Source organism: Paenibacillus sp. SEL3, from assembly GCF_054602585.1.
The window spans coordinates 116266-136221 of the sequence record NZ_CM137725.1; the positions used below are offsets into that span (position 1 = coordinate 116266).

At 45.5% G+C, this 19956-nt stretch carries 23 protein-coding genes; 1 reads left to right on the top strand and 22 read right to left on the bottom strand.

Annotation, left to right across the window (positions count from 1 at the left end; genetic code table 11):
* Positions 1-103 precede the first annotated feature (103 nt).
* Positions 104-655 (bottom strand): hypothetical protein, encoded by a 552-nt coding sequence (locus ACYCS5_RS00580; protein WP_029517330.1) that lies wholly within the window; start codon positions 653-655, stop codon positions 104-106.
* 98 nt (positions 656-753) lie between these two features.
* A complete protein-coding gene (mtrB, locus tag ACYCS5_RS00585; RefSeq protein ID WP_013310730.1) occupies positions 754-984 on the bottom strand; it encodes a trp RNA-binding attenuation protein MtrB in 231 nt (76 codons plus the stop codon).
* A gap of 54 nt (positions 985-1038) precedes the next feature.
* Here mtrB and ACYCS5_RS00590 point away from each other — a divergent pair, with 54 nt between their 5' ends.
* Positions 1039-1314 (top strand): hypothetical protein, encoded by a 276-nt coding sequence (locus ACYCS5_RS00590; RefSeq protein ID WP_069012696.1) that lies wholly within the window; start codon positions 1039-1041, stop codon positions 1312-1314.
* A 71-nt stretch (positions 1315-1385) separates the two neighbouring features.
* Here the strand turns inward: ACYCS5_RS00590 and ACYCS5_RS00595 are convergent, their stop codons facing one another.
* The 20 genes from ACYCS5_RS00595 to ACYCS5_RS00690 all read right to left on the bottom strand — a co-directional run bounded on the left by ACYCS5_RS00595 (position 1386) and on the right by ACYCS5_RS00690 (position 19922).
* Entirely contained in the window at positions 1386-1658 is a 273-nt protein-coding gene (locus ACYCS5_RS00595) for an HU family DNA-binding protein (protein ID WP_013310732.1), read from the bottom strand.
* A 247-nt stretch (positions 1659-1905) separates the two neighbouring features.
* Entirely contained in the window at positions 1906-2892 is a 987-nt protein-coding gene (locus ACYCS5_RS00600; RefSeq protein WP_069012697.1) for an ABC transporter permease, read from the bottom strand.
* Positions 2889-4409: a sugar ABC transporter ATP-binding protein gene (locus ACYCS5_RS00605; RefSeq protein WP_459760646.1), complete on the bottom strand. Its 1521-nt coding sequence runs from the start codon at positions 4407-4409 to the stop codon at positions 2889-2891. Before ACYCS5_RS00605 ends, ACYCS5_RS00600 begins: the two co-directional genes overlap by 4 nt.
* 66 nt (positions 4410-4475) lie before the next feature.
* Positions 4476-5591: a sugar ABC transporter substrate-binding protein gene (locus ACYCS5_RS00610; RefSeq protein WP_340885733.1), complete on the bottom strand. Its 1116-nt coding sequence runs from the start codon at positions 5589-5591 to the stop codon at positions 4476-4478.
* A gap of 429 nt (positions 5592-6020) precedes the next feature.
* Positions 6021-7499, bottom strand: coding sequence for a stage IV sporulation protein A (gene spoIVA, locus ACYCS5_RS00615; RefSeq protein ID WP_029517326.1), 1479 nt, complete (start codon positions 7497-7499; stop codon positions 6021-6023).
* Positions 7500-7537: 38 nt separating this feature from the next.
* Positions 7538-7675, bottom strand: coding sequence for a hypothetical protein (locus tag ACYCS5_RS00620; RefSeq protein WP_013371690.1), 138 nt, complete (start codon positions 7673-7675; stop codon positions 7538-7540).
* Positions 7676-7919: 244 nt separating this feature from the next.
* On the bottom strand, positions 7920-8270 hold the full coding sequence (locus tag ACYCS5_RS00625) for a 2Fe-2S iron-sulfur cluster-binding protein (protein ID WP_029517325.1): 351 nt from the start codon (positions 8268-8270) through the stop codon (positions 7920-7922).
* 39 nt (positions 8271-8309) lie between these two features.
* A complete protein-coding gene (locus tag ACYCS5_RS00630) occupies positions 8310-8960 on the bottom strand; it encodes a hypothetical protein (RefSeq protein WP_023989184.1) in 651 nt (216 codons plus the stop codon).
* A gap of 177 nt (positions 8961-9137) precedes the next feature.
* The gene (locus tag ACYCS5_RS00635; protein WP_013310741.1) at positions 9138-9413 is read right to left on the bottom strand and encodes a stage VI sporulation protein F; all 276 of its coding nucleotides are present in this window, start codon (positions 9411-9413) and stop codon (positions 9138-9140) included.
* A 166-nt stretch (positions 9414-9579) separates the two neighbouring features.
* Positions 9580-10620, bottom strand: coding sequence for an NAD(P)H-dependent glycerol-3-phosphate dehydrogenase (locus ACYCS5_RS00640; RefSeq protein ID WP_340885738.1), 1041 nt, complete (start codon positions 10618-10620; stop codon positions 9580-9582).
* On the bottom strand, positions 10613-11221 hold the full coding sequence (gene plsY, locus ACYCS5_RS00645) for a glycerol-3-phosphate 1-O-acyltransferase PlsY (RefSeq protein WP_459760647.1): 609 nt from the start codon (positions 11219-11221) through the stop codon (positions 10613-10615). Before plsY ends, ACYCS5_RS00640 begins: the two co-directional genes overlap by 8 nt.
* A gap of 11 nt (positions 11222-11232) precedes the next feature.
* Complete coding sequence (gene der, locus ACYCS5_RS00650; RefSeq protein ID WP_013310744.1) at positions 11233-12555, bottom strand: ribosome biogenesis GTPase Der; 1323 nt, start codon at positions 12553-12555, stop codon at positions 11233-11235.
* Positions 12556-12702: 147 nt separating this feature from the next.
* The gene (rpsA, locus tag ACYCS5_RS00655) at positions 12703-13929 is read right to left on the bottom strand and encodes a 30S ribosomal protein S1 (protein WP_029517322.1); all 1227 of its coding nucleotides are present in this window, start codon (positions 13927-13929) and stop codon (positions 12703-12705) included.
* Between the two features lie 120 nt (positions 13930-14049).
* Entirely contained in the window at positions 14050-14643 is a 594-nt protein-coding gene (locus tag ACYCS5_RS00660; RefSeq protein WP_029517321.1) for a lysophospholipid acyltransferase family protein, read from the bottom strand.
* Positions 14640-15347, bottom strand: a complete 708-nt coding sequence (gene cmk / locus ACYCS5_RS00665; RefSeq protein WP_342434256.1) for a (d)CMP kinase — start codon at positions 15345-15347, stop codon at positions 14640-14642. Before cmk ends, ACYCS5_RS00660 begins: the two co-directional genes overlap by 4 nt.
* Before the next feature lie 129 nt (positions 15348-15476).
* On the bottom strand, positions 15477-16136 hold the full coding sequence (locus ACYCS5_RS00670; RefSeq protein ID WP_342434257.1) for a flagellar brake protein: 660 nt from the start codon (positions 16134-16136) through the stop codon (positions 15477-15479).
* A gap of 165 nt (positions 16137-16301) precedes the next feature.
* Positions 16302-17687 carry a germination protein YpeB gene (gene ypeB / locus ACYCS5_RS00675; RefSeq protein ID WP_340885743.1) on the bottom strand — a complete coding sequence of 462 codons (1386 nt, stop codon included), beginning with the start codon at positions 17685-17687 and terminating at the stop codon, positions 16302-16304.
* A 263-nt stretch (positions 17688-17950) separates the two neighbouring features.
* Entirely contained in the window at positions 17951-18646 is a 696-nt protein-coding gene (gene prsW, locus ACYCS5_RS00680) for a glutamic-type intramembrane protease PrsW (RefSeq protein WP_029517317.1), read from the bottom strand.
* Between the two features lie 86 nt (positions 18647-18732).
* Positions 18733-19347 carry a genetic competence negative regulator gene (locus ACYCS5_RS00685; RefSeq protein WP_013310751.1) on the bottom strand — a complete coding sequence of 205 codons (615 nt, stop codon included), beginning with the start codon at positions 19345-19347 and terminating at the stop codon, positions 18733-18735.
* 197 nt (positions 19348-19544) lie between these two features.
* Complete coding sequence (locus tag ACYCS5_RS00690) at positions 19545-19922, bottom strand: hypothetical protein (protein ID WP_029517316.1); 378 nt, start codon at positions 19920-19922, stop codon at positions 19545-19547.
* Between the last annotated feature and the right edge of the window lie 34 nt (positions 19923-19956).

A 19956-nucleotide genomic window follows, 5' to 3' on the forward strand; every position in this document is an offset into this window, starting at 1 on the left:
GACATGACTTTCTGCTATACTCAAATAATTGCAATGCCTTATATTATATCACAATTTAAAATGATTCGCGACTAAAGTACTGTAGGTCCACCGGCAGAAACATCTAATCTGTATATACACCGTTAAACCTGTTTTGCCACATGGGCGTTACTGTAATGCGGAAACGGGATTTCAAATCCTCTGGCAATTCCGCGCCTTCCCGGCTTCTCAGCTGTTCCAATGCCTCGTTCGTCCACTCGTTCCGGCGTATATCGGATGCAAGCAGCAAATGACGTTCTCCTGACCATTCGTCCTGCGTCACCACCCGAAGCAGCAATTGCCGCACATTCGTCGTTCCGTAAAAGCTAAAAGCGGCAATCTCCGCCATGTTTTGATAAATCTCTAGCGGGGCAGTTTCTTCCTTGGACAGTTTGACATCCAGGGTCAGGACAGAATGTTCCCAGCTTGCGCTTGCAATCGGTGTAGTCAACGGTAGCTCGTTCAGCGTATCCACCAGATTGTCATCTGACAGCAGCACCCGTTGCTGAGGCGAAATCGTCGCCTGTGTCTCACGAACTGCTGCGGTTCCTGAGTCCAGCACTTGTAAAGACGGCAGCAACACAGCTGCTGCGATGGTTATGAGAATGGAGCCACCGAATACAATCCAAGGTTTCATCAGAGCCTCCCCTGACCTCTACCTCATAATGTGGGTTTGCTACGGTAAAGGTCCTCACTCTCATTCTACAACAAAAAAAAGCAGGCTATGCCTGCATTTTAATCCTCCGTATCTACTACCCCGTGCTTAGTCATCACAACGGCTTTGCCGCGAATTTTAATAGCAGAAGTATGATCCGTAAATTGGACAATCAGTACCTCGCCCTTGTCCAATTTTTCTGAATGATGTAGGCGTGTATCCTGGCCTCTGGTCAAACCAAATACCTGACATCCGTTGCTTTTCGCTTTAATTACGACGTACTCACTGCTACCCGTCACGTTATCTTCCATATCCTTTTCCTCCCTGAGAGCCGAAGCTATACTTTTTATGATGGAGATTCAAGCTTGTTTTGTCAACTACATGCTTCCCGTGCTCCTGCAACAATTAGCATGTCCCGAGCCATACTATCCGTGCAGTCCCATCTATTAAAGAAAGGAACGGATCTGATGAAAAACTACCTTCCCGCCAATCTCAGTCCTGCCCAAATCGAACGGCTTCAACAGCTGGAGCATGAATTTGCCGAGCTGACAGGTGAACCCCTAGTGCTGATCGCTTATGCCTCGCGAAACGGCAGGGCAGCTTCCTCTTCTCCAGTCCATAGCACCCCTACCACGAAGTAAACAGGACAAAAAGAAAAGGCCGTGAATCAAATTCACGGTCTTTTCAGCGCATTGGGAATATGTAAGAAATCTTATTTAATTCCGTCTTTAAGCGCTTTACCCGGTTTAAATGCCGGAATTTTGCTCGCAGGAATTTCGATTTCTTCTCCTGTTTGCGGGTTACGTCCTTTACGTGCGGAACGTTCACGAACCTCAAAGTTCCCGAAACCTACCAGTTGCACTTTATCTCCGCTTTGCAACGCTCCAGAGATCGCCTCAAATACTGCATCGATTGCTTTGGTTACGTCCTTCTTGGACAATTCAGTGCTTTCAGAAACCTGATTGATCAAATCCGTTTTATTCAACATATTCACCTCCCAATTCAAGTGTAGTCCAGCATTTAGGTTATCGGTGTTAATGACCGATATGAGGTCGCCTGTATAAAATAACCCGGGCGGCGTACTGCCTTCCATAATGTTATCATCTGTTTCCGTTTCGTCGTTAAATATACATAGAATATACCTAACCTCCGCAATATAGGCCGAAACTGGCGTTTTATGGCACCCTGCTTGCGTGGAACAAGGTTTATAGTAATACAGTCCACAGACAATTTCAAGTACGACGACGGTTTAACACATAAAAAGTAACGGCCAGCGCAAGTACCAGCACTACTCCTTTGACAATATCATGGGCGAAATATTGCACATTCATCATCGTTAGTCCATTAACCAACACACCGATCAAAACTGCACCAATAAATGTACCAATAACATTGGGTTTACCAGCACCAAAGACCGAAAAACCGACGAATACTGCAGCTACCGCTTCCATGAGCAAGGGGGAACCCGCGTCAATTTGGCCTGAGCCTACGCGCGAGGCATACAAAATACCGGCAATCGACGCAAATACACCTGAAGCAACATAGGCCAGAGTACGGACTTTTTTTACCCGTATACCCGACAGACGAGCAGCTTCCTTATTTCCACCCGTTACATACATTTGACGCCCATGCTTTGTATAGGTCAAGAAAACATGCACCGCCGCCACAGCCAGCAACAGTAAAATAACCGAAATCGGGATACCCAACCATTTACCTTGCCCCAGCAAAAGAAATGCAGGAGATATCTCCCCCGGCGCCTTGCTACCATCGGGAAACTGCATATGATTATATATGGTATAGCCCTGTGCGTACGTTTTGTGAATCCCGCTTACAATATACATGATTGCAAGGGTTGCGAGCAAATCAGGAATACGCAGTTTAATGATCAATAATGAATTCAACAGTCCTACCAAAGCGCCGACAATCAGAGACACAATAATGACCACCGCAACAGGCTGCTCATACCAGACCATTAAAGAAGCGGAAACGACCGTTGTCAAAGATACTGTAGCTCCCACCGACAGGTCAAAACCGTCCACGATAAGTGACAATGTCACACCAATGGCAACGAAAGTCACAATGGCAATCGAGCCAAGAATGTCCATTAAATTATCATAAGTCCAGAAATAAGGTAATGTAGATGAAAAAAACGCCAACACACCTATAATGACAACTACGGCACCGTAACGAAATGAGACGTTTAACCATTTTTCCTTCATGAAGAATGCACCTCTTCACCCCCGCTGGCATACAACAGAAGCTGTTCCTGTTCCACTTCGCCCCGAGCAAATTCCTTTATAATTTTGCCATCATACATCACTGCAATCCGATCACCAATGCCAATCCCTTCAGCAAATTCACAGGTTAGATAAATGATCGCTTTTCCTTGCTCCGCCAACTCACCAATGATACGGAAAATATCACTTTTTGCCCCTATATCTACACCCTTGGTTGGCTCGTCAAAAACAAATACATCCGCTCCGGAATGCAGCCATTTCCCAATAGCAACTTTTTGCTGATTCCCGCCACTTAAATATTTAACATTCTGACGGAGCGATGGTGTCTTAATACCGAGAGAGGCGACAATCCCATTACCGTTATTTCGTTCTTTACGTCGACTGATGAAACCAAGGACACTCAGTTTGCCCAAAAGCGGAAGACTAAGGTTTCTTTCCACACTCTCCTCAATTAGCACCCCCTGCTTACGTCGCTCCTCGGGTATGGACACAATTCCTTGAGCTACCGCATCCGCTGGTTCCCTCAATCGAATGGAGCGACCTTTAAAGGTCAGCTCTCCCTTATCCGGCTTGTCTGCTCCTGTAAGAAGTCGTGACAGCTCTGTCTTGCCTGCACCAACCAAACCCACAATAGAGAGAATTTCACCACATCGGACCTGTACATCAATGCCGTGCACTCGTAATCCTTTGTGAAGCCCTTTCGCTTCCAATACCGTTTCACCAATCGGTACCTCTGTTTTTGGAAATTCCTCCTCAAATGTTTTCCCAAGCATATGCGTAACGATGTCACCTACACTTAAATCAGACGCAGGTCCCGTGAACACGCGCTCACCATCACGCATCACCGTAACACGGTCACTGTGTTCGATAACCTCCGGCAATCGGTGTGTGATGAGGATACATGCAACTCCCTCATCCTTGAGTGTATGGATTGTGCGGAACAAACGTCGCGTTTCTTCTTCGCTGAGCGGCGCCGTAGGCTCGTCAAAAATGATGGCATTGGCTTGCTGTGTCAGAATGCGTGATATAAGTACAAGCTGTTTTTCTGCCAACGTCAATTCAGACACATATCGTCGCACGTCAATATCTACCTCCAGACGTGCTAATGCCTCACGCGCTCGTCTGCGCATAGAAACCGGTGCAGTCCACCATCGACCATCAGGGGCTGACAAATCGTCCATTACAATATTTTCAGCAACAGTTAACTGTGGTACAAGCGCTGAATCGACCTCCTGATACACACAGTGAATTCCCGCTCTTTTGGCCTCCCACGGTGAACTAATGTTCAGTTCCTTGCCACCAACTACGATAGCTCCCTGATCGGAATGATACGCACCGGACAGAATCTTCATCAATGTACTTTTCCCTGCCCCGTTGGCGCCCAGCAGAGCGTGAATCTCGCCACCCTGCACCGTAAAATCCACGGCTCGCAGCGCATCTACACCAGCAAACTGTTTGCTAATTTTTTTCATTTCCAATGTATATACTTGTGAACTCATGGTGCCCCCTCACGCCTGCTTATGATAAAAGCGCGCCGAAGCGCGCCTTTGAGTTATGCAAACATTTTATTTGGACGTTTCATATTCCTTCATCCAATCCTTATAGCCCTGTTCGCTTTGGCCCCAGCCCTTCACATATTGGGACAGCTCGGATGTGGAAATTTGCTTATCCGGCAACGCTTCGCGTTGCACATATACAGCCTTCAGTACGACTTTCTCCTCCGGATTATCCCCATGCAGCTTCTGATATGCATAGCGCACTTGTACGCGCCCGATATCTGTTGGATCTACGGCTGCCGAGGCCACCCAAGGGTTTTTCGGGTCTTGGATCATTTGCAAGTCCTCGTCGCTCATGTCAATGCCGTAGACTTTAATTTCCGTACGTCCCGCTTGTTGGATGGCACGGGCTGCGCCTTTGGCAAATTCATCCCATGCCGCCCAGACGGCTGTAATTTCGCCCTTAGGATATTGCTTTAATACAGCTTCCATTTTGGCTTGCGTATCCAACGCAGGATTCTGAGCCGAACCAAAAGTCGCAATTTCTTTAATATCCGGATTGGATTTCAAAAATGCACCATAAGCAACCTGACGACGTTCCATCGGCGCAAATCCGGCAACCCATACTTTCACAATGTTGCCTTTGCCACCGATATCCTTCTTCATTTGCTCCAGCGTTAGCTCAGCCATGCTTTGGTCATCCTGTGAGAGCACTACCGCACCCGGAACATTGACGGCAGCATCGAACACGATAACTGGAATATTGCGGGAAACTGCTTTTTTTAGCCCTGTTTCCAGTAATGCATCACCGTGATCAGTCAAAATGACATCAAACTGCTGGTTAATCGCACTATCAAGCAGAGAAGCCATTTTAGCCTTATCGTTATCTGCCACAAACTTAGTCAGCGTACCGCCAAATTTTTTAACTTCCTCTTCCACACCTTGAACATACTGTTGCGAAAATGTGCCCGTGTTAAACTCCATGATCAACGCAACCCGTTTACCCTTTAGATTTAAGTTGTCCGTTTTTTCGTTTGTTGTATTCGATTCCGCAGTGCTTGTCCCTTGAGTGCCGCTCTCTGTTTTCGGCACGCCACATGCAGTGACCAGCAAAACCAGCACCAGTAGCATGATACCTCCCAGTCCTAGCTTTTTGTGTCTTTGGAACTCTTTTTGGATATCCATAATTTCATTTCCCCCTCGTTCAACCACAAAATGATTCAAATTTGATACTTAATATATCGCTTTAAACCAAGTATGTAAATAGGTTTTATGAAATATAGAAAAATTTCTGTTTTATAGGCCAGAATACAAAAATCAACCGTCCCCGATTGAATACCGGAAAACGGTTGCTGTTTAAATGTAAAATCAAGGCGGAGCCTAGCTCTCTACTTGTGAAACTCATTAATCGGATTGTTATATTTGAACCTACATCCTGCTACGAGAAACGAAAAGCTCAATAAAAACAGAGGTAGTCTAGGACTTTATTTTCTCGTCCATGGCTACCCCTGTCTGGTTTTGGAGGTCAGTCTAATATTTTGTTTTTGCGAACCGTAGAGAGCAAATTGCTCTCCACGGTATTTCTCTTATACATTTTTTAGGTGTGGCTTACCCTTAAAGAATAATAGCAATGAGACCGCCGGAGCCTTCATTAATGATACGACCCAGCGTTTCCTGCAGCTTATAGCGTGCATTGTCCGGCATCATGGCGATTTTACCCTGAATGCCTTCCCGTACAATGGAATGCAGCGAACGTCCGAAAATGTCTGACTCCCAAATTTTGATTGGGTCATTCTCAAAATCTTGCATCAGATAGCGCATAAGCTCTTCACTTTGCTTCTCTGTTCCGATAATCGGAGCAAATTCCGATTCCACATCGACACGAATCATGTGTATAGAAGGTGCTGTCGCCTTGAGCCGCACACCAAACCTTGTACCCTGACGAATCAACTGCGGATCGTCTAGTGCCATCTCAGATAACGACGGCGCGGCAATGCCATATCCCGTTGTCTTGACCATTTCCAGCGCCTCGGCGAAGCGGTCGTACTCTCGTTTGGCATGGGCAAAATCCTGCATCATTTGCAGCAAATGATCCTTGCCACGAATCTCTACCCCGACGACTTCGACCAAAATCTGGTCATACAGCTCATCGGGAGCATACAGATCAATTTCAGCTACGCCCTGCCCCATATTCATCCCGCTCAATCCGGCCCTGTCGATGAATTCATATTCCATAAACTGGCCAACCACTCGATCTACATCACGCAGGCGTCGAATATCTTTAACCGTATCGCGAACGGAATTTTCATAATTGCTACGCAGCCAGTGCTCTTCGTTCAGTACCATGACCCAGCTCGGCAGGTTTACATTCACCTCATGCACCGGAAATTCATACAATACTTCACGAAGTACGCCTGTAACATCATCTTCCGTCATCGTCGCCGCGCTGAGTGTCATAACTGGTATATCGTACTTGGCAGCCAGCTCACCGCGAAGCTGGAGTGTTTCATCACTGCGAGGATGCGTGGAGTTGATAACCAAAACAAATGGTTTGCCAACTTCCTTCAACTCCTCAATGACGCGTTCCTCCGACTCTACATAAGAGCTGCGCGGGATTTCCGCAATCGTGCCGTCTGTAGTGACTACCACACCGAGCGTCGAATGCTCCTGAATAACCTTGCGTGTACCAATTTCTGCCGCTTCCTGAAAAGGAATGGGTTCTTCGAACCATGGTGTGGAGATCATCCTCGGACCATTTTCATCCTCGTACCCTTTTGCTCCTTCTACTGCATATCCTACACAGTCAACCAGACGTACATTCACATCCAGTCCTTCCGTTACTTTGATCTGGACGGCATTATTCGGTACGAATTTAGGCTCCGTCGTCATGATCGTCTTGCCTGCCGCACTTTGCGGCAACTCGTCTACGGCGCGGGCACGGTCCGCCTCACTTGTAATGTTTGGCAGAACAATCGTCTCCATAAACCGCTTGATAAACGTTGATTTTCCTGTTCGGACTGCGCCGACGACCCCAAGATAAATGTCTCCTCCGGTACGTTCGGCAATGTCTTTAAAAATGTCTACTTTCTCCAATGAAATCCCCTCCTAAAAAGTCTCCGAAGGAAAAATGCTTAAAGAGCATCCGCTTCGTGTTCAACCAACTGCTTGATCCCAGATGCGGCAGAACAGCCTTTAAAATGCCCGGAAGTCGTCCGCCGCCGAGATTCAGGAGACTGATGGAATCGGCGAAACGGCGTAAACTCGTACATGCATTTGGACTGATACCATCATATGTATCCCCTCCGTAAAATATGTTTAGTTTTTTGAAAAATAGATTACGACAGAGCGATCATTGCAGAAACGATATTTTACGTTTGGTTCCACTCACCTAATATATGCGGGGCAAGACTCTCCCATGACTTCGTCGCTAGATTAAATAAAAAAAGGATGTTTCTCCTGACCGTTTAGAGTCGTCGGAAACATCCTTTTTCTATTCTCCTGATATAATCGGCATTACCACAGTTCATCATCCAGCGCCTGACGCTCCAGTTGCCGTCTGATAGCCGCCTTGAGCCTATCCTCCGGTATGGTTACCTCCATATCGCCTTGGACACGTGCCTGGCAGGATAAGCGCATTCCTTCATCCAGTAAAGGCCCCAGCTTACGCTGCTCTGCATCTCTGGGTTGGTCTGCAAATTCAGCCCATTCCGGTGATATTTGTACCTTACACATCAGACAGGCTGCTTTTCCGTCACAACGAGTGGGGATATATACACCCGCTTTACGAGCAGCCTGAAGCAATGACGTACCCTGACCGACCTGTACGCGCCTACCTGACGGCCTAAACGTAATCTGCACATTCATGAATAGTCCTCCAGTTGTCTTTCTCCTAACACACACAACTTATACTTCATTGCCCATCTGGATGACGGAGTGCAACTCTGGCCAAGGCAGAAGTTCTACAAGCTTGTCCAATTGCTCCTCATTCCAAATATTACTGACTAGTAGCTGCTTCAGCACAATGATATGACGTCGCGGGTCGCGCTTCATGACTTCTGCAATCGCTTTATATCGGTCGGGTCGATTTCGCAATATATTGAATAAAAGTTCATGACTGAGCGGCATCAGACGCAGTGAAGCACTCCCCAGCTCAAGCTGAACACCAGCCGACCAAAGTAGTCGCTCGATCTCTAAGCGGTATAACGCTCCGTCACATAATACTTCAAATCCCCCCACCAACTCGACTGGAAATCCCTCCAGATCATAGTGGCTCAGCAATGAAACGTAAGAGCCGCTACGATCAACCTGCTGTCGATCTATACTTATACCCAGGGGGTGCGCATGAAGTTGCTTTGCTGCATGAATATCCGCATAAATATCAATGTCCCGAGGCAGGCGATCCAGTTCAACTTCATGTACAAGTAGTGAACAACTCCCGCCTAGCATCCACGGAACCGACACTGTTGACCAGTTCTCAGCCAAGCTACTCAGCGCAACTGCCAGATTGTGAGGAAGCCTGTCTACTAACACCGATGATATTGCCTCCTTCAACATTGTTTCCTCCTTTGCTGTCTTTCCTTCCGTTTCCTGATGGGCATCATTATAACATGTTCGACAGGGCAGTTCGATATTTTGTGTACTGTAAAAGCGGTTACCCACTCCAAAATATAAAAAAACCGCGAACCTTCCCGGTCCACGGTGAATAATACTAACTGGCGTGCGGCCAGCGGTCTATTTTTTCATCATCATTTTCATCAACGCTTCCATATTGGAAGGATTCATTCCGCTCTTTTTGACGGCACCAACAATATCCCTTACTGTATCTTCCGACACCGGAATGTTGGCCATCGCAGACACTTGCTTGATAAGCTGACGCAGTTGCGCTTCGCTTTGAAGCGTGTCCGCCTTTACCGTGCCTGCCAGCTTTTTCACTGCATTTTCGGATATGTTTTTGCCGCCTTTTTTGTTAATGGCCTTCAATGCATCTTTCGGAAAGTTTTTATTCATAATCTCCCCTCCTCCGCCATTGCTCAACTCAGTCTATGAGTGGCGGAGACAAAAGGTGATTAAGCGTACATAAGACATGCCAAACGCCTAACTAAAAAAGGCTATCTCATTATAGAAAAAATCTACCATGAGACAGCCTTTATATTATTAAAGCTCATCTGAGCCTTTAAGAATGCCATTGCTCCCAAGTCTGAAGTGGCATGACTTCCATCTCGGTCTTAGGGTCGCGACCCATCAGCGCCTCAACGGCCTTACGGACGTCACGTCCTTCAAACAGTACTCCATACAGTACCTCTGTAATAGGCATCTGAACACCTAATTTTTGAGAGATGGCGTATGCCGCTTTTGTCGTTCGAATCCCCTCTACGACCATGCCCATAGATTCCAGCACATCATCAAGCTGTTGGCCCTGTCCTAATAGTGACCCTGCACGCCAGTTGCGACTGTGACGACTCGTTGCCGTGACCACTAGATCGCCAATCCCAGCCAGACCGGCAAAGGTTAATGGATTAGCACCCATCTCAACTCCGGCACGGGTAATTTCAGCCAATCCACGGGTCAATAAAGCCGCTTTGGCATTATCACCGAAACCAAGTCCATCTGACATTCCCGCACCCAATGCGATAATGTTTTTTAGCGCCCCGGACAGTTCCACGCCGAGCAAATCGCGGTTTGTATAGACACGGAAATAGGAGTTCATGAACAGCCCCTGAGCAGCCTGTGCAGCCTGCTCATTGGAGGAAGCTACAACGACCGTTGTAGGACATTTCCTCACCACTTCTTCCGCATGACTCGGACCAGACAGCACGGCAATATCGCCCTCCGCGACTTCCAGTTCTTCCGAGATCACCGTGGACATACGTTTAAGCGTTTCTGTTTCAAAACCTTTAATGGCATGCACTACCAGCATATCCTTGCTAAAATGAGCTTTCAGACTACGTGCTACCTGACGAGCAGCAGCAGAAGGAGATACGATTATCACTGCTTTAGCACCAGATACCGCAGCCTGCATATCAGTTGTAGCTGAAATGCGATCAGACAAAATAGAGCCCGGTAAATAATGCTCATTTGTATGCTTCTCATTGATTTCAGCTGCTTGCTGCTCGTTTCTCGTCCAGACAGAGACATCGTTGTTATTGGCCGCAAGAACGGAAGCCAGGGCTGTTCCCCAACTCCCCGCGACCAGCACAGCTATTTTCTCAGACAAGACGATCTCCTCCTTTGGAGCCAAGCTTATTCTCATTCCCCCGTACCAACTTGACTATGTTGGTACGGTGTCTCCACACAGCGAACAGACAAATGATTAGAGCCGTCCAGAATAACGGCCATGCAAAACCAAGCACGAGTAATATCCAAGGGGTCAAAATGACAAATATGAGTGATCCAAGGGATACGTAACGAGTCATTACAATTGCAAGTATCGCAATGATTCCGGCATATAGTGCGGGCAGTAAGGCAAGCGATGCCAATACACCAATAGCAGTCGCAATACCTTTTCCTCCACGAAAGTGAAAATATACCGGCCAGTTATGGCCCGCAATCGCCGCAATGCCGCACAAACCCGGTACCCAGGATGATTCCCCACCTAACCAGTGCCCTATTAGTACCGCAATACCCCCTTTAAGTACGTCCAGCAGCAGTACCAGAATAGCTGGGCCTTTTCCAAGCACACGCAGCGTATTCGTCGCACCGGCATTGCCGCTCCCATGTTGGCGAATGTCGATTCCTTTTAATTTTCCATACAGCAAACTAAAGCTGACAGAGCCAAGCAAGTAACTGAGTACGATGGCAACGATTTGTAAAATCAACCTATTCGCTCCTAACTTTCGTCAGACTTGCGCCGTGTAAAGATTCGAATTGGAGTTCCTTCAAAATTGAAGGCGGCGCGGATTTTGTTCTCCAGATAACGCTCATACGAGAAGTGCATTATTTCTGGATCGTTTACGAATACAACCATCGTAGGCGGCTTAACAGCAACCTGGGTCACATAGTTAATGCGCAGACGACGTCCCTTGTCTGTTGGTGGAGGATTGATGGCAACCGCATCGGAAATTACATCATTCAGCAAATGTGTCTGAATACGCAACACATGCTGCTGTGCCACATGCTGTACAACAGGAAGCAGCTTTTGCAGGCGTTGCTTCGTTTTTGCAGACAAGAACACAATCGGAGCATATGTCATAAACAAAAAGTGATCGCGAATTTTCGTTTCAAACTGGTGCATCGTTTTGTCGTCCTTGTCCACGACATCCCATTTGTTAACGACAAACAGCGATGCTTTACCCGCTTCATAAGCATAGCCAGCAATGTGCTTATCCTGTTCAATAATGCCTTCCTCGCCGTTAATAACGACCAATACAACATCTGCACGCTCAATAGCACGCATGGCACGCATTACACTATATTTTTCGGTCGTTTCATATACCTTGCCACGTTTACGCATACCTGCCGTATCAATCAGTACATACTTTTGACCGTCTTTTTCAAAAGGTGTATCAATTGCATCACGTGTCGTGCCTGCAATGTCACTAACGATAACCCGCTCTTCTCCCAGAATGGCGTTAACCAGTGAAGACTTACCTACATTCGGGCGGCCGATCAAGGCAACACGAATAACGTCTTCATCATAGTGATCTTCTTCCAGCTCAGGCAAATTGGATGTAATGGCATCTAGCAGATCGCCTATCCCTGTACCATGGCTACCAGAAACAGCGATTGGATCACCAAATCCATAAGAATAAAACTCATAAATCAGATCGGCGCGACTGAGGTTGTCCACCTTGTTGACAGCTACGATGATCGGTTTACCCGAACGATATAGCATTTGAGCAACCTCTTCATCTGACTGTGTAATTCCTGCTTTCGCATCACTCATAAATACAATTACATCTGCTTCTTCTATTGCAAGTTCAGCCTGCATACGGATGGATTTTAAAATGACATCCTCACCATCAATCTCAATGCCGCCGGTGTCAATAATACTGAAGGATTTACCATTCCACTCCGATATACCGTATATACGGTCACGAGTGATTCCGGGTTTATCTTCCACGATGGACAAACGATCCCCGATTATCCGATTAAAAATAGTGGACTTGCCCACATTCGGACGACCAACGATAGCCACAACGGGTCTTGCCATAAATTCACTCCTCCTGTCAATTCTTCCGCTATCATCATAGCAAAAAACATACCTATTGGCGATATGGTCACGTAACAACAATCGGCGAACCCTCTGGGTCCGCCGATGGTGTACGTTATGCATATTATAAAATGTATTGATTTAAACTCATTTAAATTTGTTCAGCTTATCGCCAAAACGCTCGCCGAGCGTAATGCTCAGACCGGAATTATTGAGGGAAACGTTAGGATTATTCAGTTCCTCACGAGGTGCACGAGATGCACGTGGTGCTCTTTCTGCTTTAGGAGCAGCTTCGGGAGCTTCCTCAGTTTCTTTAATGCTCAGGCTAACACGTTTTTCGGAAGGATTCATTTCAAGAATTTTAACTTTCACTTCTTGCCCTTCTTCCAGAACTTCTTGTGGAGTTCCAATGTGTTTGTGGGAAATTTGGGAAATATGAACCAAACCTTCCACGCCAGGAGCGATTTCAACGAATGCGCCGAAGTTAACCAGACGTTTTACAACACCTGTTACGATGTCATTGTTGTTGAATTGTCCAGCAGCCGATTCCCAAGGACCAGGCTGTGCAGCTTTCATGCTCAGGCTGATTTTTCCTTTTTCAGGATCTACTTTCAAGACTTTTACTTTCACTTGGTCTCCCTCAGAAACTGCATCAGAAGGCTTATCGACATGAGTCCAAGCAATTTCAGATACGTGAACAAGACCATCCACGCCGCCAACATCTACGAAAGCACCGAACTGAGTAAGACGTTGAACCGTACCTACGATTTCTTGGCCTTCTTTCAGCTCAGCCATTACTTTAAGCTTGTTGGCTTCGAATTCTGCTTCCAGAACGTCTTTTTGAGAAAGGATCACTTTGTTATTTTCACGATCCAGTTCTTTTACAACAACACGCAATGTGCGGCCTTTGTAATCACTGAAATCTTCTACGAAGTGACGTTCTACCATGGATGCAGGGATAAATCCGCGCAGACCCACGTCTACCACGATGCCGCCTTTAACGACATCATTTACAACGACTTCAAATACTTCTTTGCTTTCGAACAGTTGCTCCAACTTTTCCCAAGCATTTTCACTGTCGATTGCACGTTTGGACAGAACAAGTTTTTCCTTGCCATCGTCAATGCTGATAATTCTAGCTTCAACCTCTTGGCCTACTTGTACTGCTTCTTCTGCGTTATCCAGACCAGAAGACAACTCGCGAATTGGAATAATTCCATCGTATTTATATCCAATGCTTACTACCGCTTGGTTATCTTCCAATTTCACGATTGTACCCTTAACGGTGTCACCTTTTTTCAGGGAGACGATTTGATCGAGCTCGTCTTGATTTGCCGCTTCAGCAGCTTCTTGATTTTTAATTTCTTCCGACATGTCAATACCCTCCTCAATTCAAAAAAAACCATTTATTTAAACCTGCGCATGGCAGAGTTCAAAACATAAATAAACTTTTGTTCTAGTTTTCCGAGCTTAGACACAATTCATACAAGCCTTTCAGTTATTCGTAGGCTTACCCGTTTCCTTCATCGTGCGAATACGAGACATAATTGCTTCTGTTGCCAGTTCAAGTGGATCTCCTTCGATATCGGCACCCTTTTGGTAAGCTTCCAAATTGACAGGTTTACCGTATAACACTTTCGTTTTACGGAAAAGCTTGTAATCACCAATAATGGCGACCGGAACGGCAGCCGCTCCACTGCGTAGCGCAAAGCTTGCAGCACCCTTTTTACCGATTCCCCCAGCTCCTCTGGAACCTTCGGGAAAGATTCCCATAACCTTACCATCACGCAAAATGTTCAATGCCAACTTAATGGATTCCTTACTTACACCGCCACGTTTGACTGGAAAAGCTCCCAGTTTCCCAATTAGTGGACCCAGTACAGGAACATTAAACAGCTCGGCTTTTGCCATAAAGTGAACCTTTCTTTTCAGCAAAATACCAACTGTAGGAGGGTCAAGATTACTAATATGATTAGAACACAACAGCACTCCACCCTCAGCAGGAACATTTTCCCTGCCTACCGCCTCAAGTCTAAACAGAACGCGGTAAATGAGACGCAAAATACTGGCGCATACAGTATATATCATTGGCTGATCTCTCCATCCTTCTCCGTTAAGCAATAAGATACGATCATATCAACGACATCCTGAATGCCCATTTGGGTCGTATCGAGCACGATGGCGTCCTCACTGCAACGAAGCGGAGATACCTCCCTCTCCTCGTCAAGCTTGTCACGTGCCGCAATGTCACGTTCCAGTTGCTCCAGAGTGATATCATCAGTTTCGCTCAGTTCTTTAAAACGGCGGGAGGCACGTTCCTGAACACTTGCGGTCATGAACACCTTGACTTCCGCATCGGGAAGTACAGTTGTTCCAATATCGCGACCATCCATAACGACACCCTTGCGTGCAGCCATCTCACGCTGGTTTTCAGTCAAACGTGTCCGTAAACCAGCAATACTTGAATACTGTGACACGTTGCTAGTCACTTCCATCGAACGGATCACAGTGGTTACATCTTCCCCGTTACAATAAACCTTTTGGCCTGTGGGGTCCGGTACTAATTCAATCACCAGCTCAGGTATATGTTGAAGCACTTTTTGTACATTTTCTGCAGGAATTTCCTTACGCATCATGTACCACGTTGCTGCTCGGTACATGGCTCCAGTATCTACATATACATAAGAAAGTGCTTTCGCCACCAAGCGGGCCACTGTACTTTTCCCTGCACCAGCAGGTCCATCAATGGCTACATTTATTTTGTTAATTGAAGATACATGTTGCCTTGCCAACAGGGAATTCCTCCTAACCTAACCTCAAGAAAAAAGCAGGCATTGCCTGCGACGTGAAAATTATACCACACATTTATAGGCGATGCAAAATAAGCGACAGGTTTACTAAAAAAGAAAATTTTCGGATGATTAAGATTTCCCCCGGAATTCCAGCTGTCTTTCAAAGCAATATTTAATCAGTTTTTGGCGCTCCTGATCAGCGATTTCCTCATATTTCAGCATAATGAGTTTGCGACCGTTTTCCATCTGCTGAATGCGCACAATTTCAGATTGGAACGGAACATGCTCCTGAGTACCGTTTTTATATGGAACTAAAATCCAGCAAGACAATGATTCTCCTTCTTCAAGATGATGAGTTCCCTGGGTGTGAAAAGAAACACCCCCGCCTCCTACATCATGTGTCTCTGCTACAAATCTGGACTCGTCCGCACCATGCTTTACAGCAATTTCCAAGTTGGCCTTAACCCGAAGAAAGTTTCGACGCTGAATTTTGCTGATGCTGTCTGGAGCAGGTTTGTGGATACGAATCATCCGGAGGATATCCTCTTTGAAACCCGTAACGTGGGTATTAAAATAATTTTTAATCCCACCCTCGCTCATAAAAAATATAGACAGTTCTTCCCCTAGAAACAATTTTTTCAAATGCCCACTTGTTTGTGACATAGGAATTTCAATTAAAAAGTTCTGTGACTCCTCTTCTGCAATACGAGACTTAAATTCAAAAATCTCGTCCTTATGGTCAGTACCTGCCACTTGTATGTATAACACATCATTAATTTTGGGAAACAAATGATCCACCATCCTTGTCCATTAAAAGCTCTAATTAAGGTATATAATACCACGACTTTGTGCCTATATTAAGCATAATATTTGTTTGATCTATGACTAAAGCACAAAAAACCTCCTTCATGAAGGAGGTTTAGAGTGACTATTGATTCATTTTCATGTAATCAACTAGGCATTACTTGCAGTAACCTGAGGTTCATCTGAATCTTTAACCTCTTCAATCGTTTCTTCCATCCCCGTATTGGCGTTAATGTATATCCGGTAAACGGAACCATTGATTTTACCACCAAATTCATAACAGAGAACTTCATTCGAAAGTTCATTTTCAATTAAGGCTTTACGGTGGTAAGTTTCACGAAACTCAGGATTCAATTTTGCTCGTGCTGCATTCAAATTCAATTTCGCTTGCGGTATGCGGCGGAGATGACTATGCTCATACACATAATCACTGGCTTGAAAACCGATCACTTGTCCGTTATCAAGGCCTGATCTGACTGCGATTTTTTCTGGATAGATAATCACATCCCCTTGTTGGCTCACAAATGTAATGTTAGCTAAATTCCCGCTTTCATCATACGCAACGGGCTTCATGTCTTTGTAACCTTTTTGTTCAAGGTATTCACTAGCATAGCGAATCGCTTCATTACGTGTTGCTTTCTTAGGACCTACTGCCCTCATGTCATGATAAGAAATAAGCTTGCCGCCTTTTTTCGTAAAATCCATACTGGCCACAGGCTGCTTCTTATTTAGCAGGGTAGCTGTATAAGATGCCCATTCCGTTCCTTTACCGTTTTCGTTCACCCTGATCTGACTTTCCGGTTTTCCTGTAAATTCAGCAGCATTTTGTTTAATTTGTTCTGCATTTACTGGCGGGAGACTCAATTTTTTCACAGAGCGTTTATCATAGATGCTGGCTACAGACGGTCCCCAATCCAGCTCTTTATAGTTTTCCACCTTTTTGTCCACGGTTTTAAAGCCATCAATAATGGTGTTGTCCTTCGGCCCAGTTTGAGAACCTGCCGCCATATCCACATCCGTCCAGCGCAAATTTTTGCTAATGACTTTCTGCTGCACTTCCTGCATGTTTTTCGAAATTTCTTTGGAATTGTTATACAACGTTTTCAGGTTCGAAATTTCTTTCTCGTTTAAAGGCTCGTGATCCAGATCACGGACAGCGGTCTGATACGAAAATGCAGATAGATGTGACAGCAAATCTTTAGCATGATTAAAAGGCATTACATTGAGGGGCAACTGATTAACCTCATTTTGAGCCTCACTTGTAATCCTCCACACGTTCATCAAACATTTGCGGTGCATCGCGTGTGAAGTATTATGGACTGCAACCGCGTTACCGAGTTGAGAATGCAGCTGATCCATATGAAACGACAAATCGTGAAACGCACGCTGGTATTGATTTTCCGCTTTTATCGACATGCTATTTGCCTGAAGAGACACCTCTTTTCTCATCTGGCTTTGCTGATAACCCCACACAAATGCTCCTATCATCATCAGGGTAACCACCGGGAACAATACGGAACTAAGTCGCTTATACATATTGGGAGTCTCCTTTCTTCAAGTACACTACCGATAGTGTGACAAGAAGAAAGCTCTCTTATGCATGGTTTTCCATGACTTCAACAATAAACTCACAGTTATCGCAAATACAGCGTTTAAAGCCGGTCTGAATCTGTCCTTGCTCTATGCGTCCTCTCAGCACAAAGCGTTCTCCGCATCTTTTACAATGAATTCTAACTTTTATACGCAAAAAAGACACCTCTTTCTCTAACAGGTTTGTCAGATCAGTGTGTCCCATTTTGTTACATGTTAACCTTTTCTTCCCGTTTTAACAAACGAAAAGGAGAACGGTTATTAGCCCGACTGATCTTCGCCATTCCTCCATACCATAGAAAGGCCATAAGTGGAATGATAAACCAGATCCAGTCATGCGAAAATTTCGTTAAAATCAAATCGTATACTCCGTGCCAGAACCATGGAAGCACCAATGACAGCAGCAACATGTATTTGCTCCTCAAGCCTTCTGAAAACTTGGCCTTCCCCATGTAGTAGCCCATCATTACGCCAAACATCGCATGACCGGATACCGGTAGCAATGATCTCATCAGCATCATGCTAACCGAAGCATGGCCCGCCCAGGCATATAACAGATTTTCAACCGTTGCAAATCCGAGTGAGACTGCGGTCGCATACAAAATACCATCATAAGGCTCGTCGAACTCGGTATGATTATAGATGATGTGATACAACAGAAACCATTTAAAAAACTCTTCCACTCCGGCTGAAATGCCGAACGCCTGGATTAACGTGTGATCCCCTAGCCAAAGCAGCAGCCCTCGTTGAAAAATCATGACAGGAAGAACCACCAAAAAGCCGAGCAAAAACACTTTAATAACCATGTGCAGTGGCTCCGAATCATACCTGTCCTTCAAGTAAAAATACATCAATAAGGCGAGACCCGGCGCTGTGGCTGCCGCTATAACTGAAAACAGAAGCACCGATCATCCCTCCATAAAAATGAGTCGGCTCTGCTTTCAGCGCAGAGCCGACAAATTCACTTCAATATCACTTTTGATAAAACGAATCAAGAACGGCTGTCAAAATGAGTGCAGATGACAGCAACTGCCTGTTCAGGAATGACCAGTTTGCCGTACTCTTCCAACATAGCTGGTGTAACGGATGAGCCTTCTCCAAATTCAGCAAGAACCGCGATTAAAGCGGCAAGCTTGGACTCCTCTACTTCTTCTGGTTCCAAATGCAGAATCCATTTTCCTCTATAATGATACAGCTTACCTGCTTCCGTAGTGTTGCTACGAAGCATATGAGCCGCTTCTATGAGTACTTCGAAATCGCTAAACGCATAAACGATGGAATCACTATGCTCCAACGTGACTTCCATTTCGTAGACTTCCTCTGGAAGCTCCTCATCGGGACCCGAACCATACTGTTGATGGTCGTATTTACCCCGAGTGACGATAACAACCATTCCTTGAGCAGGAAGCGCAAAGACTTCGACAGCTAACGGTCCCGTGGCGTCGAAGCCCAGCTCACTGTATGCCTGATCCATCATTTCGGTAAACAGCTCATGAACTCTAGGAATTTCTTGCCACATATCGTCTTTTTGAATACCGCGTTCGCTCAAATCGTCAAAGGTAAGGAAAATCCGTATCTTGTCCTGACTTAATCTTTCTATTTTCATACTGGACCCTCCTCCTGGCAGCCGAGTGTTATTAACAGATTATGATGCAATTATGATGCCTGTGATGAAAATGGTTCTATGTAATCATGTTATCATTTTATAATCGTAAATGCACGCAATAAAAAGATAAAAAAAAGAATCATTTGAACGGCTTTTACAAAAAAGCCGCAAAATGATTCGGAATAAAGGTTTCTGGGTTACAATCCCGGTACGGCTGTATGAGTTTCTTTCAAAATTTGCTCGACCTCACGTTTAACATCGGGACTTGTGCTGATGAAGTCTTTAATCAACTTCATATTCTCTTCTTTGTTCTTGGCAGTATGGGCGTTATAAGCGGTTTTATCTGTTTGTGAATGATGGTCTTGATCCTTATGGGTGTCTTCTTTATTGAGCGTAATCTCGCCCATCCCGGGGAATGCCGCGTCCATCATTTTAGTGCGGGCTTGCTGCACTAAATTGCCGCCTTTTTTTCCACCTATGTCCATAGATAAGCCCAACATGTTGCGGTTACGGGAGATCATAGAGCTTGCGACAGCGCCCAAAACGATTCCCAGGAAAAATGAAGATGTTTTCACAATTAGAACCTCCCTTTGTGGTAGAATCAAGCAT